Annotated in this window: 19 protein-coding genes; 14 read left to right on the plus strand and 5 right to left on the minus strand. The window is 59.2% G+C overall.

Features of this window, described 5'->3' with window-relative positions:
- Positions 1-23: 23 nt before the first annotated feature.
- The 12 genes from G5380_RS16435 (at position 24) to accA (ending at position 15,318) form a co-directional block, all read left to right on the plus strand.
- On the plus strand, positions 24-881 hold the full coding sequence (locus G5380_RS16435; RefSeq protein WP_227341179.1) for a phosphatidate cytidylyltransferase: 858 nt from the start codon (positions 24-26) through the stop codon (positions 879-881).
- Positions 881-2,077: a 1-deoxy-D-xylulose-5-phosphate reductoisomerase gene (gene ispC, locus G5380_RS16440; RefSeq protein WP_005338569.1), complete on the plus strand. Its 1,197-nt coding sequence runs from the start codon at positions 881-883 to the stop codon at positions 2,075-2,077. Before G5380_RS16435 ends, ispC begins: the two co-directional genes overlap by 1 nt.
- Positions 2,077-3,429 carry a sigma E protease regulator RseP gene (rseP, locus tag G5380_RS16445; protein WP_266134120.1) on the plus strand — a complete coding sequence of 451 codons (1,353 nt, stop codon included), beginning with the start codon at positions 2,077-2,079 and terminating at the stop codon, positions 3,427-3,429. Before ispC ends, rseP begins: the two co-directional genes overlap by 1 nt.
- Before the next feature lie 34 nt (positions 3,430-3,463).
- Positions 3,464-5,995 carry an outer membrane protein assembly factor BamA gene (gene bamA, locus G5380_RS16450; RefSeq protein ID WP_075114987.1) on the plus strand — a complete coding sequence of 844 codons (2,532 nt, stop codon included), beginning with the start codon at positions 3,464-3,466 and terminating at the stop codon, positions 5,993-5,995.
- A 149-nt stretch (positions 5,996-6,144) separates the two neighbouring features.
- Positions 6,145-6,657 carry an OmpH family outer membrane protein gene (locus G5380_RS16455; RefSeq protein WP_005338563.1) on the plus strand — a complete coding sequence of 171 codons (513 nt, stop codon included), beginning with the start codon at positions 6,145-6,147 and terminating at the stop codon, positions 6,655-6,657.
- 3 nt (positions 6,658-6,660) lie between these two features.
- On the plus strand, positions 6,661-7,680 hold the full coding sequence (lpxD, locus tag G5380_RS16460; RefSeq protein WP_005338561.1) for a UDP-3-O-(3-hydroxymyristoyl)glucosamine N-acyltransferase: 1,020 nt from the start codon (positions 6,661-6,663) through the stop codon (positions 7,678-7,680).
- A 24-nt stretch (positions 7,681-7,704) separates the two neighbouring features.
- The gene (gene fabZ / locus G5380_RS16465) at positions 7,705-8,166 is read left to right on the plus strand and encodes a 3-hydroxyacyl-ACP dehydratase FabZ (RefSeq protein WP_005338559.1); all 462 of its coding nucleotides are present in this window, start codon (positions 7,705-7,707) and stop codon (positions 8,164-8,166) included.
- Between the two features lie 5 nt (positions 8,167-8,171).
- A complete protein-coding gene (gene lpxA / locus G5380_RS16470) occupies positions 8,172-8,963 on the plus strand; it encodes an acyl-ACP--UDP-N-acetylglucosamine O-acyltransferase (RefSeq protein ID WP_005338557.1) in 792 nt (263 codons plus the stop codon).
- The gene (gene lpxB / locus G5380_RS16475; protein WP_335816701.1) at positions 8,956-10,095 is read left to right on the plus strand and encodes a lipid-A-disaccharide synthase; all 1,140 of its coding nucleotides are present in this window, start codon (positions 8,956-8,958) and stop codon (positions 10,093-10,095) included. Before lpxA ends, lpxB begins: the two co-directional genes overlap by 8 nt.
- Before the next feature lie 118 nt (positions 10,096-10,213).
- Complete coding sequence (gene rnhB / locus G5380_RS16480) at positions 10,214-10,804, plus strand: ribonuclease HII (protein WP_421352918.1); 591 nt, start codon at positions 10,214-10,216, stop codon at positions 10,802-10,804.
- A 68-nt stretch (positions 10,805-10,872) separates the two neighbouring features.
- Entirely contained in the window at positions 10,873-14,352 is a 3,480-nt protein-coding gene (gene dnaE, locus G5380_RS16485; RefSeq protein WP_421352925.1) for a DNA polymerase III subunit alpha, read from the plus strand.
- A 15-nt stretch (positions 14,353-14,367) separates the two neighbouring features.
- The gene (gene accA, locus G5380_RS16490; protein ID WP_005338549.1) at positions 14,368-15,318 is read left to right on the plus strand and encodes an acetyl-CoA carboxylase carboxyl transferase subunit alpha; all 951 of its coding nucleotides are present in this window, start codon (positions 14,368-14,370) and stop codon (positions 15,316-15,318) included.
- A gap of 290 nt (positions 15,319-15,608) precedes the next feature.
- Here accA and G5380_RS16495 read toward each other — a convergent pair whose 3' ends face one another.
- Both G5380_RS16495 and tal read right to left on the minus strand, forming a co-directional pair.
- Complete coding sequence (locus G5380_RS16495; protein WP_005338547.1) at positions 15,609-15,791, minus strand: DUF3545 family protein; 183 nt, start codon at positions 15,789-15,791, stop codon at positions 15,609-15,611.
- A 160-nt stretch (positions 15,792-15,951) separates the two neighbouring features.
- On the minus strand, positions 15,952-16,902 hold the full coding sequence (tal, locus tag G5380_RS16500; RefSeq protein ID WP_005343804.1) for a transaldolase: 951 nt from the start codon (positions 16,900-16,902) through the stop codon (positions 15,952-15,954).
- A 701-nt stretch (positions 16,903-17,603) separates the two neighbouring features.
- Here tal and G5380_RS16505 point away from each other — a divergent pair.
- Complete coding sequence (locus G5380_RS16505; protein WP_201937296.1) at positions 17,604-19,034, plus strand: alanine/glycine:cation symporter family protein; 1,431 nt, start codon at positions 17,604-17,606, stop codon at positions 19,032-19,034.
- 62 nt (positions 19,035-19,096) lie between these two features.
- Here the strand turns inward: G5380_RS16505 and G5380_RS16510 are convergent, their stop codons facing one another.
- Genes G5380_RS16510 through G5380_RS16520 form a run of 3 tightly spaced genes read right to left on the minus strand, consistent with a single transcriptional unit; the run spans position 19,097 to position 23,014 of the window.
- Positions 19,097-21,112 (minus strand): transglutaminaseTgpA domain-containing protein, encoded by a 2,016-nt coding sequence (locus G5380_RS16510; protein ID WP_421205929.1) that lies wholly within the window; start codon positions 21,110-21,112, stop codon positions 19,097-19,099.
- Positions 21,099-22,094: a DUF58 domain-containing protein gene (locus G5380_RS16515; RefSeq protein ID WP_376901510.1), complete on the minus strand. Its 996-nt coding sequence runs from the start codon at positions 22,092-22,094 to the stop codon at positions 21,099-21,101. The genes G5380_RS16510 and G5380_RS16515 overlap by 14 nt, the downstream gene beginning before the upstream one ends.
- Positions 22,094-23,014, minus strand: coding sequence for an AAA family ATPase (locus G5380_RS16520; protein WP_201937293.1), 921 nt, complete (start codon positions 23,012-23,014; stop codon positions 22,094-22,096). Before G5380_RS16520 ends, G5380_RS16515 begins: the two co-directional genes overlap by 1 nt.
- 172 nt (positions 23,015-23,186) lie before the next feature.
- Between G5380_RS16520 and ampC the strand changes: the two genes are divergently transcribed.
- Positions 23,187-24,347: an FOX/MOX family class C beta-lactamase gene (gene ampC / locus G5380_RS16525; protein ID WP_421352919.1), complete on the plus strand. Its 1,161-nt coding sequence runs from the start codon at positions 23,187-23,189 to the stop codon at positions 24,345-24,347.
- The last annotated feature ends 53 nt before the right edge of the window (positions 24,348-24,400 follow it).

Genomic DNA, 24,400 nt, shown 5'->3' on the forward strand with positions numbered 1-24,400 from the left:
CGCTCCCAAGAGAGAGGTTTCTTTTGCTAAAACAACGAATTATTACTGCTTTGATGTTGATCCCCCTGGTGTTGGGGGCGCTCTTCTTTCTGCCATTGAAATTTTTTGCCCTGTTGGCAGCGCTGGTGTTTTTGTTGGCCAGTCGCGAATGGAGTGGGTTTGTCTCTGCTGCTCCGCAGCAATGGTTACCCATCGTATTTTGTCTGTTGCTCGGTGCCAGCCTCTTTTGGCTGCCGGTGGAGCAACTCTGGACGCCTCACCTGCACCCCCTGGTGATGGGCGTGCTCTGGACCGCGGTAAGCTGGTGGCTGCTGGGTCTGCTGCTGGTGCTGCGCTATCCCCAAAGCGCCAAGCTGTGGAAAGAGTCTCTCTGGCTCAAGTCCCTGTTTGGTCTGGTGACCCTGGTTCCCTTCTTCTGGTCGCTGGTCGCCATCCGTGGTTACAACTTTTACCATGACCCCATGATGGGCGCCTGGATCCTGTTGTTCGTGATGGGACTGGTCTGGGCGGCAGATTCTGGCGCGTATTTTTTCGGCAAGGCGTTCGGTAAGCACAAGCTGGCACCGGCTGTGAGTCCGGGCAAAACCATCGAAGGGATGTGCGGCGGCCTCTTTACCGCCAGCCTGCTGGCCATCGGTGTCACCTGGTCGATGGGATTTGTTCCTGCCAAGATGATCACCGTGCTGTTTTGCTCTCTGCTGGCGGTGCTAGCCTCCGTACTCGGCGATCTGACCGAAAGCATGTTCAAGCGCGAGGCGGGCATCAAGGACTCCGGCACCCTGTTGCCGGGTCATGGCGGCATTCTCGACCGGATCGACAGCCTGACCGCCGCCCTGCCGGTGTTTCTGCTCAGTTATCTGCTACTCAGTCAGGAGTTTTGATGCACAAGTCACTGGTTATTCTGGGAGCCTCCGGCTCCATTGGTCAGAGTACCTTGAAAGTGCTGCGCCATAACCCGGGCAGTTGGCAAGTATTGGCGTTGACCGCCGCCCGCAACGTGGATGCCATGTTGCGGGACTGCCTCGAATTCTCCCCCCGTTTTGCCGTGATGGTCGATGAGGATGCCGCCCGTGAACTGGCTGCCCGTCTGAAAGCGCACGGCAGTGCGACCCGGGTCATGTCTGGTGCAGCAGCCCTCTGCGAGGTTGCCGCTCACCCCGACGCCCATAGCGTGATGGCCGCCATCGTCGGTGCGGCCGGACTGGCCCCGACCATGGCCGCGGTACGTGCCGGCAAGCGTATTTTGCTGGCCAACAAGGAGGCGCTGGTGATGTCCGGTGCTTTCTTCATGGAGGCCGTTCGCGAGCATGGTGCCGAGCTGCTGCCCATCGACAGCGAACACAATGCCATCTTCCAGTGTCTGCCGACCGCCGTGCAGCGCCAGCCCGGTTTTTGCGATCTGGCGGCGGCGGGGATCAGCAAGATTTTGCTGACCGGTTCCGGCGGCCCGTTCCGTTACACCGAGATCAGCGAGCTGGCCAAGGTGACGCCGGCGCAGGCCATCGCTCATCCCAACTGGTCGATGGGGGCCAAGATTTCGGTCGACTCCGCCACCATGATCAACAAGGGGCTGGAGTACATCGAGGCGCGCTGGTTGTTCAATGCGGCGCCCGAGCAGATCCAGGTGGTGATCCACCCGCAGTCGGTGATCCACTCCATGGTGCAGTACAAGGATGGCTCCGTGCTGGCCCAGCTTGGCAATCCGGATATGTGTACCCCCATTGCCCATGCGCTGGCTTATCCCAATCGCATCCCCTCCAGTGTGGAACCTTTGGATTTCTTCAGTGTCGGAGAGTTCAGCTTTATCCGGCCCGATTATGATCGCTACCCCTGTCTGGCGCTGGCCATCAATGCCTGCCAGAAGGGACAAGCGGCGACTACTGCGCTCAATGCGGCCAACGAGGAGGCGGTTGCCGCCTTCCTGGCCGGGCGCATCGGTTTTATGGATATTGCCCGGATCAACGAGGCAGTGATGCTGGCGCTGGAGAGCAGCGCCGTCGGCTCGCTCGATGATCTGTTTGCCCTGGACGGTGCGGCAAGAGCCCGTGCTCACACTTTGATTGAGGAGCTTGGCTGATGGGCGGTGTGTTGTGGAATATCGGTGCTTTTGTTGTTGCGCTGGGCCTGCTGGTCGCGGTGCACGAGTTTGGTCACTTCTGGGTGGCCCGTCGTTGTGGCGTCAAGGTTGAGCGCTTCTCCATCGGTTTTGGCAAGGCGATCTGGCGCCGGATGGGTAAAGATGGCACCGAATATGTGCTGGCGCTGATCCCGCTCGGTGGTTACGTCAAGATGCTCGATGGCCGGGTCGATGAACTCAAGCCCGGTGACGAGCAGTATGCCTTCAACCACAAGAGTGTCTGGGCGCGGATGGCGATTGTCGCCGCAGGTCCCATGGCCAACTTCGTCTTTGCCCTGTTTGCCCTCTGGCTGATGTTTATCATCGGGGTGCCGAGCGTCAAGCCGGTGATCGGTGAAGTGCGTCCGGCATCCATCGTGGCCGAGGCGGGTGTGCTGCCCGGGATGGAGATTGTCGGGGTCGGCGATGAGCTGACCGGTGACTGGGAGAGCGTCACCTACGCTCTTATAAGTCATCTGGGTGATGATGCAGTGACTCTCAAGGTGCAGGCACCCAATACCAGCTATGCCACCGATAAAACCTTGTCGCTGACCGGCTGGACCTTCGATCCGGATAAAGAGTCGCCTATCGGCAGCTTGGGGATCGTCCCCCTGAGTGGCAAAGTGCTGCCAGTCGTGGCTGCAGTGGTGGCCAAGAGTGCCAGTGAAAAGGCGGGGCTGCAGGTCGGTGACCGTATCAAACAGGTCGGCGATCAGCCTATTACCGCGTGGGCCCAGTTTGTCGAACTGGTGCAGCAGGCACCGGGCGAACCCCTGCAAGTGGTGGTTGAGCGCAACAACAGTGATCTCAACGTGACCCTGACCCCGGATAGCCGCAAGGTGCAGGGCAAGCTGGTAGGATTCGTCGGTCTCTCACCGCAACTGGTTCCATTACCGGATGAATATCGAATTCTGTTACAGTATGGGCCTTTGCAGGCGCTGTGGCATGGCGCGGACAAGACTTGGAGCCTGATCACGCTCACCTTTGACATGATTGGCAAGTTGATCGGTGGCATCGTGTCGTTGGACAACCTGAGCGGCCCCATCTCCATTGCCAAGGGCGCCGGCAGCAGTGCCGACTATGGTCTGGTCTATTTCTTGAGTTTTCTGGCGCTGATCAGCGTCAACCTGGGGATTATCAATCTGTTCCCCCTGCCGGTGCTCGATGGTGGCCATCTGGTCTATTTCCTTATCGAAGCGGTCACCGGCAAGCCGGTATCAGAGAAAATACAGGAAGTGGGTTTCAGGATCGGTGCCGCCATTCTGATGTTATTGATGGGCATTGCGCTGTTTAACGATTTCGCTCGCCTCTGAGGCCAGAGCATCAACAAGGACACATAAGAACAAAATGGCTGTTAAAAAAGCATTGGTGTTGAGTTGCCTGCTGGGTGCCAGTTTCCTGGCCCAGGCGGCCCCTGCCTCTTTTGTGGTGCAAGATATCCAGGTCGAAGGTCTGCAACGGGTGACCCTGGGTGCCGCACTGTTGAACCTGCCGATCCGGGTCGGTGATACCGTCGACTCCGTGGCTCTGGCCAGCGCCATCAAAAAGCTCTATGCCTCGGGTAACTTCGAGGATGTGAAGGTTTACCGTGACGGCCAGGTGCTGCAGGTGATGGTCAAGGAGCGTCCGACCATCTCCAGTATCGAGTTTGCCGGCAACAAGGATATCAAAGAGGAGCAACTGACCCAGAGTCTGGAGTCCTCCGGCATCCGTGTGGGCGATCCGCTGGATCGCACTGTGCTCACCTCCCTCGAGAAGGGACTGGAAGATTTCTACTATGGCGTGGGTAAATACTCCGCCAAGGTCAAGGCCATCGTCACCCCGTTGCCGCGCAACCGGGTCGACCTCAAGTTCACCTTCGTGGAAGGGGAAGCGGCCAAGATCCAGCAGATCAACATCGTCGGCAACAGCGTCTTCCCGGAAGAGAAACTGATTGCCCAGCTCTCCCTGCGCGACGAAGTGCCCTGGTGGAACTTCACCGCCGATCAGCGCTATCAGAAACAGAAGCTGGCGGGTGATATCGAGACCCTGCGCTCCTACTACATGGATCGTGGCTATATCCGCTTCCAGCAGGAGTCTACCCAGGTCTCCATGACCCCCGACAAGAAGGGCGTTTACGTCACCCTCAACATCAAGGAAGGGGATCAGTACAAGGTCTCCGGTGTCCAGCTCAAGGGTGACCTGATCGACCGCGGTGGCGAGATGAAGGGATTGATCCCGATTGCTGCCGGCAGCACCTACTCTGCCAGTCAGGTGACTCATACCGAAGAGGTGCTCTCCAAGTTCCTCGGCCGTTACGGTTATGCCTATCCGAAAGTGGTCACCTTCCCGCAGGTCAATGACAAGACCAAGGAAGTTGAGCTGATCGTCAACGTTGAGCCGGGCCCTCGTGTCTATGTGCGCAACATCAACTTCAGCGGTAACGCAACCACCGAAGATCAGGTGTTGCGTCGCGAGATGCGCCAGATGGAAGGCACCTGGCTCTCCTCCGACAACATCGAGCAGTCCAAGAGCCGTCTCAACCGTCTCGGTTATTTCGAGAGTGTAGAAGTGGACACCAAGCGGGTGCCGGGCAACGATGACCTGGTTGACCTCGACTTCAAGGTCAAGGAGCAGCCAGCGGGTTCCATCAACGCCGGTATCGGTTACGGCACCGAATCGGGTCTGAGCCTGCAGGCGGGGATCTCCCAGGACAACTTTATGGGTACCGGTAAAAAGGTCTCCATCAACGCCAGCACCAACGACTACTCCAAGAACGTTGACCTGAGCTACAACGACCCCTATTTCACCGTGGATGGTGTCAGCCTGGGTGGTCGGGTCTACTACAACCAGTTCCGCGCCGATGATGCCGATATCGTTGATTACGAGAATGAAACCATCGGTTTCCGTCTCTCCAGCGGCTTCCCGGTCAATGAGTTCAACCGTCTCGACTTCAGTACCGGTATCGAGAGCACCAAGCTGAGCCGTCCGTCATTCAATGCCCAGAACTATCAGGAGTGTCTGAAGGACAATCCGGATACTGATGGCAATACCTACTGCTGGGATCAGTGGAATGATAACCGCCAGTCGGTACAGATGGATCAGTTCTGGAATGCTTACTCACAGGATGGTTCCAACCTCGATTTCGTGACCGTTGATGTCACCGCTGGCTGGACCCGCTCTACCCTGAACAAGGGGATGTTCCCGACTTCTGGCGATCGTCAGCGTATCAACGCCAAGGTGACCGTACCGGGCATGGAGCTGCAGTACTACAAGCTCTCTGCCGAGGATGCCCACTACTTCCCGCTCGATGCGGATCATAGCTGGGTAATGATCGGCAAGGGTCGTGTCTCCTACGGTAACGGCTATGGCGATGACTCCATGCTGCCGTTCTTCGAGAACTACTATGCCGGTGGTTTCGATACGGTACGTGGCTTCAAGAGCAACACCATCGGTCCCAAGGCGATCTACAAGACCTACAACAAGCCGGGTGCTGGCAGTTGCACGGGTTCTCAGCCGTGTGAAACTGGCTACTACGAAGGTTCCGACACCTCGGTGGGCGGTAACGCTCTGGCCGTCGCCTCACTGGAGCTGGTCTTCCCGACCCCGTTTGTTTCCGAGACCTATCGTCCGCAGATCCGTTCCACCGTCTTTATGGACGCAGGTACCGTCTGGAGCACTGATTTTGCCAACGGGGCATATCCTTGCGCCGCCGGTTCTGATTGCAACTATCTGAGCCAGGACTACTCCAACCCGGGCAATATCCGGGTCTCTGCCGGTGTCTCCCTGCAGTGGCTCTCGCCGATGGGCCCGCTGGTGTTTGCCTTGGCCAAGCCGATCAAGAAATACGAAGGGGATCGCACCGAAGTCTTCTCCTTCAACATCGGTCGTACTTTCTAAGCAGAGTTTCGCCCCCACCCATGCGGTGGGGGTCTTCAATGATGGGACGCGCGGTATGCGTGCCTCACCAGGTAACAAGACGGTCCTAACGCCGCTTGCATAATCGGGTAAATCAGGTAGCCCTCGCCATGAGGGAACAAGGAGTAAGTGTGAATAAAGCGTTGAAAGTAGCTGGTTTGAGCTTTGCACTGATGGCTGCCGGCATGGGTTCTGCCTTCGCTGAGACCAAGATCGCCGTGGTCGACATGGGCGAAGTCTTCCAAAAGCTGCCCCAGCGTGAAGCCGTTGCAGCCAAGCTGAAAGGTGAATTCGAGCCGCGCATGCGTGAGCTGCAGAAGCTGGAACAGGAAGGCCAGAAGCTGGTCGAGAAGTTCCGCAAGGATGAAGCCTTTATGAGCGCCGAGCAGAAGAAGCAGAATCAGGAGAAGCTGGCCAAGCTGCAGATGGAGTTCAACCAGAAGCGTCAAGCCTTTGAGCAGGACAACGGCCGCCGTCAGTCCGAAGAGCGCAACAAGATCCTGACCAAGGTGCAGGCAGCCATCGATTCCATCGCCAAGAGCAATGGTTACGATCTGGTGCTGGAGCGCAATGCCGCCCCGTATGCCGCCAGCAAGCTGGACATCTCCGGCCAGGTTATTTCTCAGGTAAGCAAGAGCAACTAATTGATGGCATTCACTCTCGCACAGCTGGCCCAGCAACTGGGGGCCCAGGTCCATGGCGACGGAACCCTGGAAATCCGCAAGGTAGCGACACTGGAAAAGGCCGGGGAGGGGGATATCACCTTCCTGTCCAACAAAAAGTACCGGCACTATCTGGAGCAGAGCAAGGCGACCGCCGTGCTCATTACAGAAGCGGATCTGCCATTTTGTCCCACCAATGCCCTGGTGCTCAAAGACCCCTATGTGGGCTTTGCCCGGGTAGCCCAACTGCTGGACACTACCCCGCAGCCGGCCACGGATATTCATCCGAGTGCCGTTATCGCGGCTGACGTGCAACTGGGCGAGAGAGTGGCCATCGGCGCCAATGCAGTGATCGAATCCGGCGTCGTGCTGGGTGACGATGTACGCATTGGCCCGGGCTGTTTTGTTGGCAAAAATACCCGGCTGGGAGCCCGCTCCCGGCTGTGGGCCAACGTCACCCTCTATCACAATGTGACCATGGGTACCGACTGTCTGGTTCAATCCGGCACAGTGATCGGGGCCGATGGTTTCGGTTATGCCAACGAGCGTGGAGAGTGGATCAAGATCCCCCAGCTCGGCGGTGTGACCATTGGCAACCGGGTCGAGATCGGTGCCTGTACCACCATTGACCGCGGTGCGCTGGAAGATACCCGCATCGCTGACAACGTCATCATCGACAACCAGTGCCAGATCGCCCACAACGTGGAGATCGGTTACGGCACCGCCGTGGCGGGCTCCACCGTGATGGCTGGTAGTCTCAAGGTCGGCAAATACTGTATCATTGGCGGCGCTTCCGTCTTTAACGGGCATATGGAGATCTGCGACCAGGCCACCGTTACCGGTATGGCCATGGTGATGCGGCCCATTACCGAGCCCGGTGTCTACTCTTCCGGCATCCCTCTGCAAACCAATAAAGAGTGGCGCAAGACCGCCGCCCGGGTGATGCGTATCGAAGAGATGCACAAGCGGTTAAGCAAGCTTGAGAAGAAGCTGGATCAAGAATAATCACGATTGGTATAGGGTACTGTTTTGACTACTGAAAAGAAGAGCCTGGGTATCCAGGAAATCATGGATCTGCTGCCCCACCGTTATCCGTTTCTGATGGTGGATCGTGTAGATGACTACGAGATCAGCGATGAGCGCAAAACCCTGCGTGCCATCAAGAACGTCTCGTTCAACGAGCCGATCTTCCAGGGGCACTTCCCGGCCAAGCCGGTGTTCCCGGGCGTACTGATCCTGGAAGCGATGGCACAGGCCACCGGTATCCTGGCCTTTACCATGGTGGGCAAGCCGTCTCCCAACGAACTTTACTATTTTGCCTCAATCGACAACGCTCGCTTCAAGCGTCCGGTCGGCCCCGGTGACCAACTGGTGCTCGACGTGGAGTTCCTGAAAGAGCGTCGCGGTATTGCCAAGTTCACCGGTGTCGCCACCGTCGACGGTGAAGTGGTCTGTACCGCCGAGCTGATGTGCGCCAAACGCGAGGTTTAACACACGTGATCGACCAGACTGCCATCATTCACGATACTGCCATCGTCCATGAGTCTGCCGTGATCGGTAAAGGGGTTGAAATCGGCCCCTTTTCTGTCATCGGCGCCGAGGTGGAAATTGGTGACAACACCTGGGTAGGTTCCCATGTGGTGATCAAGGGCCCGACCAAGATTGGTCGCGGCAACAAGATCTTCCAGCACACCTCCATCGGTGAGGATTGCCAGGACAAGAAGTACGCCGGTGAGCGCACCTTCCTTGAGATTGGCGACAACAACGTCATTCGCGAGAACTGCACCTTCCACCGTGGCACCATTCAGGATCAATCCCTGACCAAGGTCGGCAGCGGCAACCTTTTCATGGTCAACGTTCATGTTGCCCACGACTGCATCATCGGTGACAACTGCATCTTCGCCAACAACGCGACCCTGGCGGGCCACGTGGTGATCGGTGACTTCGTGATCTTCGGTGGTCTCTCCGCAATTCACCAGTTCGGCCGCGTCGGTTCCCACGCCTTCGTCGGTGGCTGCGCCGCCCTGAACAAGGACGTGCCGCCTTACGTGATGGCCGCCGGCAACTACGCCAAGCCGTTCGGGGTCAACTCCGAAGGTCTGCGTCGCCGCGGTTTCAGCGCCGAGGCTATCTCTGCCGTCAAGCGTGCCTACAAAGAGATCTTCCGCTCCGGCAAGACCATCGAAGAGGTGCTGCCGGTGCTGATCGAGATGGCGCAAGCCGAACCGGCCGTCCAGCTCTATGTGGACTTCCTCAAAGACAACGAGCGCGGGATCATCCGTGCCTGATCCGGTTCGTATCGGTATCGTCGCCGGAGAAGTCTCCGGCGACATTCTGGCTGCCGGTCTGGTGCGCGAGCTGCAAGCCCGCTACCCGGATGCGCAGTTCGAAGGGATCGCCGGGCCGCGGATGCAGGTCCTCGGCGTCAAGGCCCTGTTCGAGATGGAAGAGCTCTCCGTCATGGGGATCACCGAGGTGCTGGGCCGTCTGCCGCGCATCCTCAAGGTCCGTCGCGAACTGTTGCGCCACTTTATTGCCAATCCGCCCGATATCTTCATCGGCGTGGATGCACCGGATTTCAATATCGGAGTGGAGCTGAAACTGCGCCGCGCCGGTATCAAGACGGTTCACTATGTCAGCCCCTCGGTGTGGGCCTGGCGCCAGAACCGCATTCACAAGATCAAGGCCGCCACCGACATGGTGCTCGCCTTCCTGCCGTTCGAGAAAGCCTTTTACGACCGCTTCGATGCCCCTTGCCGTTTTGTCGGTCACACCATGGCGGATGATATTCCATTGGTGCCGGATCAGGCAGCTGTACGTCGCAATCTCGGTATCGATGCCAATCGCCGCTGGCTGGCGGTGCTGCCGGGCAGCCGCACCGCAGAAGTGGGCTTTATGTCCCCCCTGTTTCTCGAGGCGTGCAAACACCTGACGGTGCGCTATCCGGATCTCGGCTTCATCGTGCCGCTGGTCAACCAGAAACGGCGCGAGCAGTTTATGGCCATCAAGGCCGAGGTAGCGCCGGGTCTCGACATGGTGCTGCTGGAAGGACAGGGCCGCGAGGCGATGATCGCCGCCGACGTGGTGATGCTGGCCTCCGGCACTGCGGCGCTCGAAGCCATGCTGGTGAAAAAACCGATGGTGGTGGGTTACAAGCTCAAGCCCTTCAGCTATTGGCTGGCCCAGCGACTGGTGAAGACCGAATTTGTCTCTCTGCCCAACCTGCTCGCCGGTCGCATGCTGGTGCCGGAACTCATCCAGCACGAGTGCACCCCGGAGAATCTGGTGGAAGAGGTGAGCAAGTACTTCGAGCACGACAACAGTGCGCTGGTCAATACCTTCACCGAGCTGCACCAGCTGATCCGCTGCAATGCCGACTCGCAGGCTGCCGATGCGGTGGCGGATCTGCTCGGCAGATAACGCTATTTCGGACCGTCGATTGCGCCGCGCTACCCGTTCATTCGTTTTCGAGCGGTAATGCCGCGCCAGTCGACCCCTGTCAGGCCCCACGGGGCCTGTTTTGATTCAAGGCTACAAGATGATGATCGATATTCCTGACGACAAGCTGGTTGCCGGTGTGGACGAAGTGGGCCGTGGCCCCCTGGTGGGTGACGTGGTCACCGCTGCGGTCATTCTCGATCCCGCTAATCCGATCGCGGGGCTCAACGACTCCAAAAAGCTCTCCGAGAAGAAGCGGCTGGCGCTGTTTGACGAGATCAAAGAGAAAGCGCTCGCCTGGGCCATCGGTCGCGCCAGCCCGGAGGAGATCGACGAGCTCAACATCCTGCATGCCACCATGCTGGCGATGCAGCGCGCCGTGGCGGGGTTGAATGTCACCCCCGAGTTGGTCTTTATCGATGGCAACCGCTGTCCGGCGCTGCCGATGGAAGCGCGTGCCGTGGTCAAAGGCGATAGCCTGGTGGCCGCCATCAGCGCCGCCTCGATCCTCGCCAAGGTGACCCGCGATGCGGAGATGACCGAGCTGGACAGCCGTCATCCCGAATATGGTTTTGCCCGTCACAAGGGTTATCCGACCGCTGAGCACCTCACCATTCTGGCCGAGCGCGGCCCGCTGCCGGAGTATCGCAAGAGCTTCAAGCCGGTGCGCCGCGCACTGGGGCTCGAATAATCCATGCTGATCTGTCTGAACGATTTCTGCCTTGGCTGGTTCTGCTTGCGTAATGAGAGGGCATGACGATGGCTGACCCCCGTTTTATCCATTTGCGAGTCCACACCGACTTCTCCATGGTGGATGGACTGCAGAAGATCAATCCCATCGTCGGGGCTGCCGCTGCCGACAACATGCCGGCGATTGCCCTGACCGACCAGATGAACATGTGCGGTTTGGTGCGCTTCTATGGTGCCGCCCACGGCAAGGGGATCAAACCCATCGTCGGGGCCGACTTCTGGGTACAGAGTGACGAGCTTGGCGACGAGCAGTTCCGCCTCACCCTGCTCGCCATGGACAACGAGGGCTACCAGAACATTACCCTGCTCATCTCCCGCGGTTATCAGCGCGGTCACGTGCAGGGGCGTCCGGTCATCGACAAGGCCTGGCTTGCCGAGCATGCCAAGGGGGTGATCGTCCTCTCCGGCGGCCGGGAGGGAGATGTGGGCAAGTTCCTGCTCAAGGGCAACCGGCAGATGACCGAGCAGTGCGTCGCCTTTTATCAGACCCACTTCCCCGATGCCTATTACCTCGAGCTGCTGCGCACCGGTCGCCCTGACGAGGAGGTCTATCTGCACATGGCGGTGGCCATCGCCACCGAGTTCGAGCTGCCGGTGGTCGCCACCAACGAGGTGGTGTTCCTCAACGCCGATGACTTCGACGCCCACGAGATCCGGGTTGCCATCCACGATGGCTATACCCTGATGGACAAACGCCGTCCCCGTCGCTACAGCCCCCAGCAGTACCTGCGCAGTCAGGAGGAGATGGCCGAGCTGTTTGCCGATATCCCCGAAGCGCTGGAGAACACGGTGGAGATCGCCAAACGCTGCAACGTGACGGTGCGTCTCGGCGAATATTTCCTGCCCAACTTCCCGACCGGCGACATGACCACAGAAGATTTTCTGGTGGCCAAATCGAAAGAGGGTCTGGAGGAGCGTCTCGAGTTCCTGTTCCCGGATCCTGCTGTGCGGGCCGAGCGACGTCCCGAGTATGACGAGCGTCTCGATGTTGAGCTGAAAGTGATCAACCAGATGGGCTTCCCGGGTTACTTCCTCATCGTGATGGAGTTTATCCAGTGGTCCAAGGACAACGGCATTCCCGTTGGCCCGGGCCGGGGCTCGGGGGCGGGCTCTCTGGTGGCCTACGCTCTCAAGATCACCGACCTGGATCCGCTGGAATTTGACCTGCTGTTCGAACGTTTCCTGAACCCCGAGCGGGTATCCATGCCCGACTTCGACGTCGACTTCTGCATGGACCGACGCGACGAGGTGATCGAGCACGTCTCCGACATGTATGGCCGGGAGGCGGTCTCCCAGATCATCACCTTCGGTAGCATGGCGGCCAAGGCAGTAGTGCGGGACGTGGGCCGGGTGCTGGGCCACGCTTACGGCTTTGTGGATCGCATCTCCAAGCTGATCCCGCCGGATCCGGGCATGACGCTTGCCAAGGCATTCGAGGCCGAGCCCAAGCTGCCCGAGCTCTACGAGCAGGATGAGGAGGTCAAAGACCTCATCGACATGGCCCGCCGCCTGGAAGGGGTGGTGCGCAACGCCGGTAAACACGCTGGTGGCGTGGTGATCGCACCCACCAAGATCACCGACTTTGCGCCGCTCTACTGCGATGACGAAGGCCATCACCCAGTCACCCAGTTCGACAAGAACGACGTGGAGTACGCCGGCCTGGTGAAGTTCGACTTCCTGGGTCTGCGCACGCTCACCATCATCGACTGGGCGCTCGGCATGATAAACCCGCGTCTTGCCAAAGAGGGCAAGCCGCCGGTCGATATCGCCGCCATCCCCATCGATGACAAGAAGTCGTTCGACCTGCTGCAGCGCTACGAGACCACGGCGGTATTCCAGCTGGAATCCCGCGGCATGAAGGATCTCATCAAGCGGCTGCGCCCCGACTGCTTCGAAGACATGATCGCACTGGTGGCCCTGTTCCGACCGGGCCCGCTCCAGTCAGGCATGGTGGATAACTTCATCGACCGCAAACACGGTAATGAAGCGATCTCCTATCCGGACGAGAAGTGGCAGCACGAGAGCCTGAAACCGATTCTGGAACCGACCTACGGCATCATCCTCTATCAGGAGCAGGTGATGCAGATTGCCCAGACCCTGGCGGGGTATACCCTGGGTGGCGCGGACATGCTGCGCCGGGCTATGGGTAAGAAAAAACCCGAGGAGATGGCCAAGCAGCGGGCCGGTTTCGAAGAGGGTGCCATCAAGAATGGTGTCGACGGCGAACTGGCGATGAAGATCTTCGATCTGGTGGAGAAGTTTGCGGGCTACGGCTTCAACAAATCCCACTCCGCTGCCTATGCGCTGGTCTCCTACCAGACCCTCTGGCTCAAGACCCACTTCCCGGCTGAGTTCATGGCGGCGGTCATGACCGCCGATATGGACAATACCGACAAGATAGTGACCCTGGTGGATGAGTGCCAGCGGATGGGGCTGACCGTGATCCCGCCGGATGTGAACACTGGTCGCTATCGCTTTAGCGTCAACGAAGATGGTCACATCGTCTACGGTATCGGCGCGGTGAAGGGGGTAGGGGAAGGCCCCATAGACGCGATTCTGGACGCTCGTGATCGGGATGGCCCGTTCCGCGATCTGTTCGACTTCTGCAACCGGGTCGACATCAAGAAGCTCAACAAGCGGGTGATGGAGAAGCTGATCCTCTCCGGCGCCATGGATCGGCTCGGCCCCCACCGCGCCGCCCTGATGGCAACCCTGGAGGAGGCGATGCGTGCCGCCGAGCAGCACGCCAAGGCGCAGGCGGTGGGGCAGGTCGACATGTTCGGCGTGCTCACCGAAGAGATTGACGACGTCAAGAAGGCGTTTGCCAACGTGCCGCATTGGCCTGACAAGGTATGGCTGGAAGGGGAGCGCGAGACCCTTGGGCTCTATCTCACTGGCCACCCCATCAACCAGTACAGCAGCGAATTGCGTCGTTATACCTCGGGTCGCCTGTGCGATCTGCATCCCACCTCCCGCGATACCGTGACCACGGCGGCGGGGCTGGTGATTGCGGCCCGCAGCATGGTGACCAAGCGCGGCAACAAGATGGGGATCTTCACTCTGGACGACCGCTCCGGCCGTCTCGATGTGACACTTTTCAGCGAAGCGCTGGAAAAATATGAAGAATTGATGCAAAAAGACCGTATTTTGGTGGTTTCTGGACAGGTCAGCTTTGATGACTTCTCCGGTGGCCTTAAAATGTCGGCCCGTGAAATACTGGATATCAACGATGCGAGGGAGCGTTTTGCCAGAGCAATTCGCATCTCCCTCGATGAACAGCGGATTGATGATCGCTTTTTCCCGCGTTTGTGCGAGATTTTGGAGCCCGCCCGTGCCGGAGTTTGTCCGGTTCAGGTAAACTATCGTCGCCCCGGCTCCCGGGTGCGATTGACGCTCGGTACCGAGTGGCGGGTGACGCCCACCGATCAACTGATAGATGACTTGCGAGTCCTGCTTGGACGAGAGCGGGTTGAATTGGTTTTTGATTAGAGGTTCTAAGGCCCTATGAGTCTTTTTCTGGATTTTGAACAGCCGATTGCCGAGTTGCAGGCGCAGATTGATGAACTCAAACATGTGAGTGAAGGCAATCACGCCGTGGATCTGAAAGACGAGATCCGCCGGCTGGAGAAGAAAAACGAAGAGCTGACCAAGAAGATCTTCGGTGATCTGGGTGCCTGGCAGGTATCCCAGATGGCGCGTCATCCCCAGCGCCCCTACACCTTTGACTATATCGAGCATATCTTCACCGATTTTGACGAGTTGGCTGGCGATCGCGCCTATGCCGATGACAAGGCTATCGTCGGCGGCATCGCCCGTCTCGACGGTGAGCCTGTGATGGTGATTGGTCACCAGAAGGGTCGCGAGACCAAAGAGAAAATCAAGCGCAACTTCGGTATGCCGCGTCCGGAAGGGTACCGCAAGGCCCTGCGTCTGATGGAGATGGCCGAGCGCTTCAAGATGCCGATCATCACCTTTATCGACACCCCGGGTGCTTACCCCGGCGTCGGTGCCGAAGAGCGTGGCCAGTCCGAAGCGATTGCCCGCAACCTGAAAGTGATGGCCGGTCTGACCGTGCCGGTGGTCTGCACCGTGATCGGTGAGGGTGGTTCAGGTGGTGCGTTGGCAATCGGTGTGGGTGACCGCGTCAACATGCTGCAGTACTCCACCTACTCCGTCATCTCGCCGGAAGGGTGTGCCTCCATCCTGTGGAAGAGCGCAGACAAGGCTTCTGTGGCTGCCGAAGCGATGGGTATCACTGCCCAGCGTCTGAAAGAGCTCAAGCTGATCGACCACGTGATCGACGAGCCCCTCGGTGGTGCCCACCGCGATGTGGAGAAGATGGCCAAAAACCTCAAGGCTCGCATCAAGCAGGATCTGGACGCCCTGCGTCCGCTCGATACCGAGCAGCTGCTGGAGCAGCGCTACCAGCGTCTGCTGGGCTACGGCTACTGCTAAGAGCAGCCGTCTGCCCCGAGTATTCAGGCCCCCGTCAGCGACGGGGGCTTTTTATTGCTGATGACTTGTCTTGCGGTGATTGCCCCAATGCGCCCTGAAACGGCACAGCTCAGTCTTCGCGGGTGAGGGGCAGGAGTTGGTATGCCACGCTGTTGGTGAGGGCTGTCAGGGACTGCGGCAACGCGTTGTCTGTCGCCTGCCCGTGGCATGACATGCCGCTTGATCATCCGATAGCGGCATAAAAAAGCGCCCCGGCTATGCGGAGCGCTTTTACAGGTGTCTTGGCGGTATTACAGTTCAATCTCGTCTGTAAGACCTTCATAGGCGATATCGATGGATTGCAGCTCCTTCTGCAGGCGATGTTTGTCTTTCAACGCCTCGATTTCACGCCATTTACGTTTTTTTCCCGTTGTCCCGCGGCTACGCGAACCGAGTTCAACCACCTCGTCATAATCGAAGTTGAACATTTCCATGGCTCCCTCCTTGGTTTTTATCGTTTTCACCACCCGTATAACATAACGAATCTGAAATTAAAACGTTTTCGTGACGACTCTATGACAGCGCTAAAAAAGCCCATGAAAAAAAACCGGGCCCCTTGGTAGGGGCCCGGTTTTTATCAGAAAAAAGAACCGATTACAGGCGGCTTGCCAACATGGTTTCCAGCTTGCCCTGGTCGATGGCAAACATGCGGATGCCTTCGCCCAGCTTCTCGTGAGCCATGGCATCCTGGTTCAGTTCCCAGCGGAATTCGGCTTCGGTCATCGGGGTCGGTTTGGCCTTGCGCTCACCGGTGTAGTCCAGTTTGCGTACCACGGCGCCTTCGCTCTTGCTCAGCTCTTCCAGCAGGGCCGGGCCAATGGTCAGGCGGTCGCAACCGGCCAGTTCCAGGATCTCGCCGGTGTTGCGGAAGCTGGCGCCCATCACGACGGTCGGGTAGTCGTGCTGCTTGTAGTAGTTGTAGATGGAGGTAACGGAGACCACGCCCGGATCTTCGCTGGCGGTGTAATCACGGCCATTTTTGGCCTTGTACCAGTCGAGGATGCGACCCACGAACGGGGAGATCAGGAAGGCACCGGCTTCGGCACAGGCACGGGCCTGGGCGAAGGAGAACAGCAGGGTCAGGTTGCACTGGATACCCTCTTTCTCCAGCACCTCGGCGGCACGGATCCCTTCCCAGGTGGAGGCCAGCTTGATCAGAATGCGGTCGTTGCTGATGCCCGCTTCGTTGTAAAGACGGATCAGCTTGCGGGCCTTGGCGATGCTGGCTTCGGTATCGAAGGAGAGACGGGCATCCACTTCGGTAGAGATGCGCCCCGGAACGATCTTCAGCACTTCCAGACCGATGTTGACGGCCAGCTTGTCGCCCGCGTCTATGATTTGCTGTGCCTTGTCCTGGCTCTGGGCTTTGGCCCACTTGATGGCGTCTTCGATCAGCGGAGCGTACTCGGGGATCTCGGAGGCCTTCAGAACCAGAGAGGGGTTGGTGGTGGCATCGATGGGCTGATAGCGTTTGATGGCTTCGATATCACCGGTGTCGGCAACAACAGTGGTCAGGGCTTTCAGCTGGGTTAATTTATCGGCCATAGCGAATATCATCTCTTAATGAGGGAGTAATCCCTGGGTTGCGGGCTTGAGACGGTGGTTCTGAAATAAAATTACAGGATCTTGGTGCCTCATGCTCAGAAAAGCGCGATGGGGGCGGCCCATCGTCATTGCCTGCCTAATTAATACTGATGTGCTGCATCCTGCAATAGGGGCGCTTGGTTGTTAAACATTCAGGCTGCTGAGTTATCCCGTTTTATGGCTTGAAACTATATGATTAGTAAGGTTTTTTACATTTCATTCCGACCTCGCTCCGGTTTGCTTTCAGCTGAACTTTTTTAGCCAATATCCATATTTGTGTCGTCGATCACATAAATTATCTCGCTACGTACTTGAAATTTAATTACAGCGAAAACGTTTGGCGAAATGTCTCCGTTTGAAAGCCATTTCATGCAAGCGTTTGCGTTTTCGCATAGCTCATCAGGGATATATCAAAAAGGTTCTCTTATGGGGCTTAATGGTGGCCTGTCTGATTGAATTATTGAGTTTGTTGAAAGTTTGCGATTTAAATGGAGCTTTATGGGCTTTTACCGTTCGTTTTTTGTGTCTCGCGTGACCGGGATCACTATTCCGGGCTCTCCCGCTGTGCTAGATTCCGCCCCTTTAGCGAAACGCTAATTAAACGACAGACAGAAAACGGTCAGCGCAGACTGACCATGGATGTGAATAACAACGAGAGAATTATGGACACCTTGATTGCGATGCTAAACGACCTGATGTGGGGAGCCGTGCTCATCTACCTGCTCATTGGGGTCGGTATCTTTTTCACCTTCCGCCTGGGTTTTATCCAGATCCGTCACTTTGGCCACATGTTTTCCGTGCTGAAAAACAGCCGTAAATCGGACAATGCAGGCATCTCCTCCTTCCAGGCCCTCTGTACCAGCCTTGCCGCCCGTGTCGGCACCGGCAACTTGGCCGGTGTGGCTGTCGCCATCTATCTGGGTGGCCCCGGCGCCATCTTCTGGATGTGGCTGATTGCCTTTATCGGCATGGCGACCGCCTTCGTCGAAAGCACCCTGGCCCAGCTCTACAAGGTCAAGGATGAGGATGGCAACTACCGTGGTGGCCCGGCCTACTACATGGAGAAAGGCCTTGGCATGCGCTGGATGGGGGTGGTGTTTTCGCTCTGCCTGATCCTGGCATTTGGTCTGGTGTTCAACGCGGTGCAGGCCAACTCCATCAGTCTGGCGATGAAGGTGGCGTTTGGTATTCCTGACTGGGTCAGCGGTCTGGCGCTGGTGGTGCTCTCCGGCCTGATTATCTTCGGCGGCATTCGTGGTATCGCCCGTTTTGCCGAGCTGGTGGTGCCCTTTATGGCGCTGGCCTACATCCTGCTGGCGCTGGTGATCGTGGCGATGAACATCACCGAGTTGCCCCATGTCTTCATGCTGATCATCAAGTCCGCCTTCGGGATTGAGCAGGCTGGCTCGGGTGCGCTCGGTTATGCCATCTCCCAGGCGATGATCAACGGTATCAAGCGTGGTCTCTTCTCCAACGAAGCGGGCATGGGCTCTGCGCCCAACGCTGCAGCGACTGCCACTCCCTATCCGCCGCACCCGGCCTCCCAGGGTTATGTGCAGATGCTGGGGGTCTTTATGGATACCATCGTCATCTGCAGCTGTACCGCCGCCATCATCCTGATGTCAGGTCAGTTTGAGCCGGGCTCCGGCGTGACCGGTGTCGAGCTGACCCAGCGGGCGCTCTCTTCCCAGATTGGCAGCGGTGGCAACATCTTTATCGCGGCGGCCATCTTCTTCTTCGCCTTCACCTCTATCGTGGCGAACTACTCCTATGCCGAAACGAATCTGGTGTTCCTCGAGCACAACCACAAGGGCGGCCTGATGCTGTTCCGGATGTTTGTGCTGGGCATGGTGATGTTCGGCTCTGTGGGCGAGTTGCCGACCGTCTGGGCAATGGCTGATGTCTCCATGGGGTTGATGGCCATCGTCAACCTGGTGGCGATCCTGCTGCTCTCCGGCGTCGCCATCAAGCTGGCCAAGGATTACAACGACCAGCTCAGGCTGGGCAAGGTGCCCACCTTTGATGCCAACAAGTACCCCGAGATCCGCTCCCAGCTGGAAGAGGGGATCTGGGACAATCCGACCAAAAAATAACAAGCGGTGAGTCAAACCTCTTGATTAAAACCTGAAGGGGGAGCCGGTGGCTCCCCCTTCTTTTATGAGCCGCTCTTCGGCGGCTGATCCCAGCGCTGGGCGAGCTGTCTGATACGCCGTTGCAACTGGCGCCAGCAGCGCCCTTGTTGCCGGTCGTTGAGGAGGGCATAACGCCAGCGGCGATAGAGCCACGCACTCTTTAGCAGGGGATGGGCAAGGTCGGGGCGCAGCCGCGCCAGCCGCTCGCACCATGCTCCCATGCTCTCGGCAGGCTCTGGGGAATAGCCGCTGCGTTTGCCCCGTTTGAGCAGGGGTTGCCAGATGCGCCGCTCTGGCGGCAGACGGGCGGGCAACAGCAGGGGCAAGCTCACCAGCAGGGCGACCAGCATCAGGCTGGCGAGGATCAACCAGGGAGTGTATCCCGCCAGTGCAGGCCAGCGCAGACCGATTTGCTGCCAGAGCTGGCCCGCATCGTAACCAATCACCCAGCGACTCCACTGGTAGTCGATATTGTTGCCCCACCAGCGCAGCTGATTGAGCAGGGCCCAGTTGCGATAACGCTGCAGAGCGAGAGGGTCGGCGGCGGTAAACTCGTCGCTCAGCGCCTCCCTCACGCCGCCTTCAATGCGCTCCGGTGCCACTGCCGCAGTGGGGTCGATTCGCCGCCATGTTCCTCCTTCATCGAGATACTCCACCCAGGCGTGAGCATCGAACTGGTGTACCGCCAGATAGTTGCCTCTGGGATTCCACTCACCGCCGAGATAACCGGTGACCAGCCGTGCCGGAATACCGGCGGCGCGCAGCACGAAAGCGGTCGCCATGGCGTAGTGGCCGCAAAAGCCGCGCCGAGTATCGAACAGGAACTCATCCACCCCGTCACCGCCAAGTCGTGGCGGTGTCAGGGTGTAGTAATAGGATTGGCTGCGAAACTGCGCTAGCAGGGCGGCGACCAGCTCTGCGCGATCCGGATAGCGCACAGCCAGCACTTGGCCATGGACGCGCGCTCTCGGGTTGCCTCCGGCTGGCAGTTGCAGGTTGCGCTGAGCGGCTTGGCTATCATTCTCTGGCTGCGCTTCGCCGCGGCCAATGCGATAGCGGATTGCCACCTCGCCGCTCCCCTGCCGATAGAGGGTGTGAATGGGGGTGAGCAGCACTGGTCCAGTCAGAATAGTCGGTTCACTTTGGGCAAAGGCCCAGCGGTGGCGCTGGGGCTCGGCGATCACCTCGTAGCTCCCGGCGGGTAATGGACTATCTGCCAGCTGATTGCTTGCCCGTGAAGATGATGCCAGAAGGGTCAGCCCGGTCTGCACCGGCACTGTCTGCTGCCATGCTTTGACCTCGGGGCTCAGCAACCAGCGCTGACCATCGAAAACTTCTTGGCGCATCACCGGAAAATAGCGCTCGCGGACAGGGGGCGGGCCATCGGCAAAGCTGACCCGAAACGCCAGTTCTGAGGAGTTGACCAGTTCGCTGATATCGCCGGGGGCCAGCTCTTCCGAGAGGCCGGACAGGGCACGGCTGGTGGTGGGCATCTGCCAGAGGGGCGGCAGCCTTGGCAGTAGTATAAACAGGGTGATAAGCAAGGGCAGCGCCAGCAGCAGGGCGCTCCCCGCACTGCGCCAAGGCCGTTTCTGCTCGGGGACGACGGCGGTCACCAGCGCGGTCACTGCCAGCCAGAGTGCCACTGCCATCCCGGCTGTCCAGCCGATGCTTTGGCGTTGTACCAGCGCCAGCGCGATGAGGAAGAAGGCGAGCAGCAGCACCTGCTCGATATCCCGCTCGCGCCGTACCTCGATCATCTTGAGGCTATAGCCGAGCCAGAGCAGATTGATCAGGGCGGGCAGGGTGCCCAATGTGCGCCACTGCAACCCCAGCAACACCACGGTTGTGATGGCCAGCAGCGCCAACCAGCGGGCAGGCAGGGGCGGCAAGCCGCGCCACAGCATCATGGCCCGGACGCCGAGAGTGATGGCGCCCACTGCCACTACCCAGAGTTGCAACTGGGGCCAGAGCGCCGCGACCAGCAGCAGCTGTTGCAGGGCGATGAGTGGCAGCAGGCGGCGGTTATCGAGCAGCATCTGGCGTGATCTTCGGTGGTGTTGCATCGAATTGGGCCAGTGCCAGCAGGCAGCGCTGCACAAAGGCGGCGCCGCTATCGGGCCCCAGCGTCTGGTTTGCCAGTGTCAGGGTAAAGGGGATGCCCCGCTTGCCGTAATCGGCGCACCACCAGGCCAGCACCGCCAGCCGCTGCTCCAGATCCCCGCCCGCGACCCGCTGCAAGGTGAGGTGAGTCTCATCCTGCTGCGGTTCATGGAACTGCTTGGTCAGCAGGCCGCGCCCTTGGGCAAGTTGCTTCCAAGCGACCCGGCTCAGTGGTTCACCGGCCTGATGTGTCCGCAGAGAGTCAAAGTCACCGAGAGTGGCCGGAGCGGGCTGGCCCTGATGCCCCTCGCTTTCGGTCGCATGTTCCCCTCTTAGCGCCCCGAACGCCGGTTTGGGGGCGAGCCAGCCCTCCAACTGCAAGTCCAGCAGGGACCAGCAGCGAAACAGACCGAGGGGGTAGCGGCTCTCGACCCGCAATCGGCCAAGGGGCAGTGGCCCACGGCGCGAGCCCGATACTGGCAGGATAACTGTGCTGGGCACAGCGTCGGCCTGTGCCAGCCAGAGGGTGCCTTCGTTGAGGCTAAACCGGAGCGCCTGCACCGGGCGAGGGCTCTGCACCAAGATACGGATAGGTAGCTGGCTACCCGCTTCCCCCAGTACCAGCTGGCCACCCAGCAGTTCCAGCCCCAACAGGTTGCGGTGGGTAAGCCACATGGCGGCCATAAACAGGCTGCCGAGGCAGTAGGCCACCAGCAGTACCAGATTGTTCTGGTAGTTGGTGCCGAGCAGATAGATGACGAGCAGCACCAGCAGATAGAGCAGCCCCATGCGGGTGGGGAGGATAAAGAGGCTGCGGGTAGCCAGCGTGATCTGGCGGGCCGGGGGAATGCGGCGATCGAGCCAGCGTCGCTGCCAGCGGGCTCGCCACTGCTGCCAACGGTTTAGCAATTTGCTCATCATGGATTGTCCGGATCGACCCTGGCCAGCAATCGCTGGCTCAGGGGACAGGCTTCGCCGTGCTGTACGCCAAAGCTGCCCCGCAGCCGATGCTCGGCCACATAGGGGAAGACCGCCTGCACATCCTCTACCGTGACAAAGCGCCGCCCCGCAACCAGCGCCCAGGTCCGGCTCACCGCCAGCAAGGTCTGGGCTGCTCGGGGGGAGAGGGGCTGTGGCAGATCCCCATCAAAGCGGCTCTGGTGCACCAGCGCCAGCAGGTAATCGAGGGTGGCATCGGAAACATGGATGGCATCCCCTTCGCTTTGCAAGGTGGCGAGTCCGGCGGCATCCAGCATGGCGGGCAAAGGGCCAGTCGGCTGGTGGCCGCGCAGTAGCTGGCGCTCCGCTTCTCGCGGCGGAAAACCCAGCGAGAGTCGCACGGCGAATCGGTCGAGTTGGGACTCCGGCAGTGGATAGGTGCCCGCCTGATCCGCCGGATTCTGGGTGGCGATGACGAAAAACGGATCGGGGAGTGGGTGCGTGTGGCCCTCGATGCTCACCTTGCCTTCGGCCATCGCCTCCAGCAGGGCGCTCTGTACTTTGGGGCTGGCGCGGTTGATCTCGTCCGCCAGTAGAACCTGGGTGAAGATGGGGCCGGGGTGAAAGCGAAATGTTTGTTGCTGGGGGTCAAAAATCTGAAGCCCCAGCAGGTCGGCGGGGAGCAGATCGGCGGTGAACTGCATCCGCCTGCATGCCAGCCCCAGCACCTGCGCCAGGGCGTGGGCCAGGGTGGTTTTGCCCATGCCGGGCAGATCTTCGATCAGCAGATGACCGCGCGCCAGCAGGGTCACCAGCGCGATTTTCAGCTGTAGCGGCTTGCCCAGAATGACTTGCTCCAGTGTCCCCAGTACGGTCGTGATCTGTTCTTGTGATCTCACCTGCGCCTCCGTTTCTTTCCTTGGCCCCAACAGCTTATACGCCAGCGAGCAGAGTAAGGGCTCATCGAGCGGTAAGCGATGCTCACTTCACCGAGACTTCACACAGTTTCATCGTGGGCACATACATCTTGTTTATGCTAATCCCAATTTCATTTGCCACGAGAATAACCCAATGCAATCACGAACCACGACTTCCCTATTAACGCTGGCCACCCTGCTGTTCTCTTCATTGTCATCTTCGCTCTCCTATGCTGCCGGTGAGGTATCCCTGAGCACAATAGTGGATGGCACCATTCAGCCGGTGCTCAAGGAGTACCGGATCCCGGGAATGGCGGTTGCCGTACTGAAAGATGGCAAGACCCACTATTTCAACTATGGCGTTGCCAACCGGGAGAGCGGTCAGCGCGTCAGCGAGCAGACCCTGTTTGAAATCGGCTCGGTCAGCAAGACCCTGACCGCGACCCTCGGTGCCTACGCCGTGGTCAAGGGGGGCTTCAAGCTGGATGACAAGGTGAGCCTGCACGCGCCCTGGCTGAAAGGGTCTGCCTTTGATGGTGTGACCATGGCCGATCTTGCCACCTACAGTGCAGGTGGCTTGCCACTGCAGTTCCCCGATGCGGTCGACTCGGCAGAGAAGATGCAAGCCTACTACCGCCAGTGGACGCCGCGCTTTGCCGCCGGTACCAAACGGGAGTACTCCAACCCCAGCATAGGTCTGTTCGGCTATCTGGCTGCGAGCTCTCTGGGCCAACCCTTCGAGCAACTGATGAGCCAGACTCTGTTGCCGGGGCTCGGCCTTGCCCACACCTACCTCAAGGTGCCTGCGGCAGCCATGGGTGATTACGCCTATGGCTACTCCAAAGAGGACAAATCGATCCGGGTCAATCCGGGAGTGCTGGCGGACGAGGCCTATGGCATCAAGACCAGCTCGGCGGATTTCATCAAGTTTGTCGAGGCCAACATGACCAAACGCGGTGATGTAACCATGCAGCAGGCCATTGCCATGACTCATACCGGTTTCTTCTCGGTAGGAGAGATGACTCAGGGGCTGGGCTGGGAGAGTTATGCCTATCCCGTCACCGAGCAGGCACTGCTGGCGGGCAACTCGCCGGCAGTGAGCTTCAAGGCCAATCCGGTGGAACGCTTTGCCGCGCCCAAAGATATGGGGGAGCCGCGGCTCTACAACAAGACGGGATCGACCAACGGCTTTGGTGCCTATGTTGCCTTTGTCCCGGCCAAGGGGATTGGCATCGTCATGCTGGCCAACCGCAACTATCCCAATGATGCCCGGGTCAAGGCGGCCTACGCCATTTTGAGCAAGCTGGCCGACTAATCACGGGGGCTGCGTTTTACCGCAAGCGAGTGCGCCGGGATTGTACCCGGTGC

Origin of the sequence: Aeromonas sp. 604443 (assembly GCF_049170315.1) — a bacterium.
In the GTDB taxonomy this organism is placed as follows: domain Bacteria; phylum Pseudomonadota; class Gammaproteobacteria; order Enterobacterales; family Aeromonadaceae; genus Aeromonas; species Aeromonas veronii_A.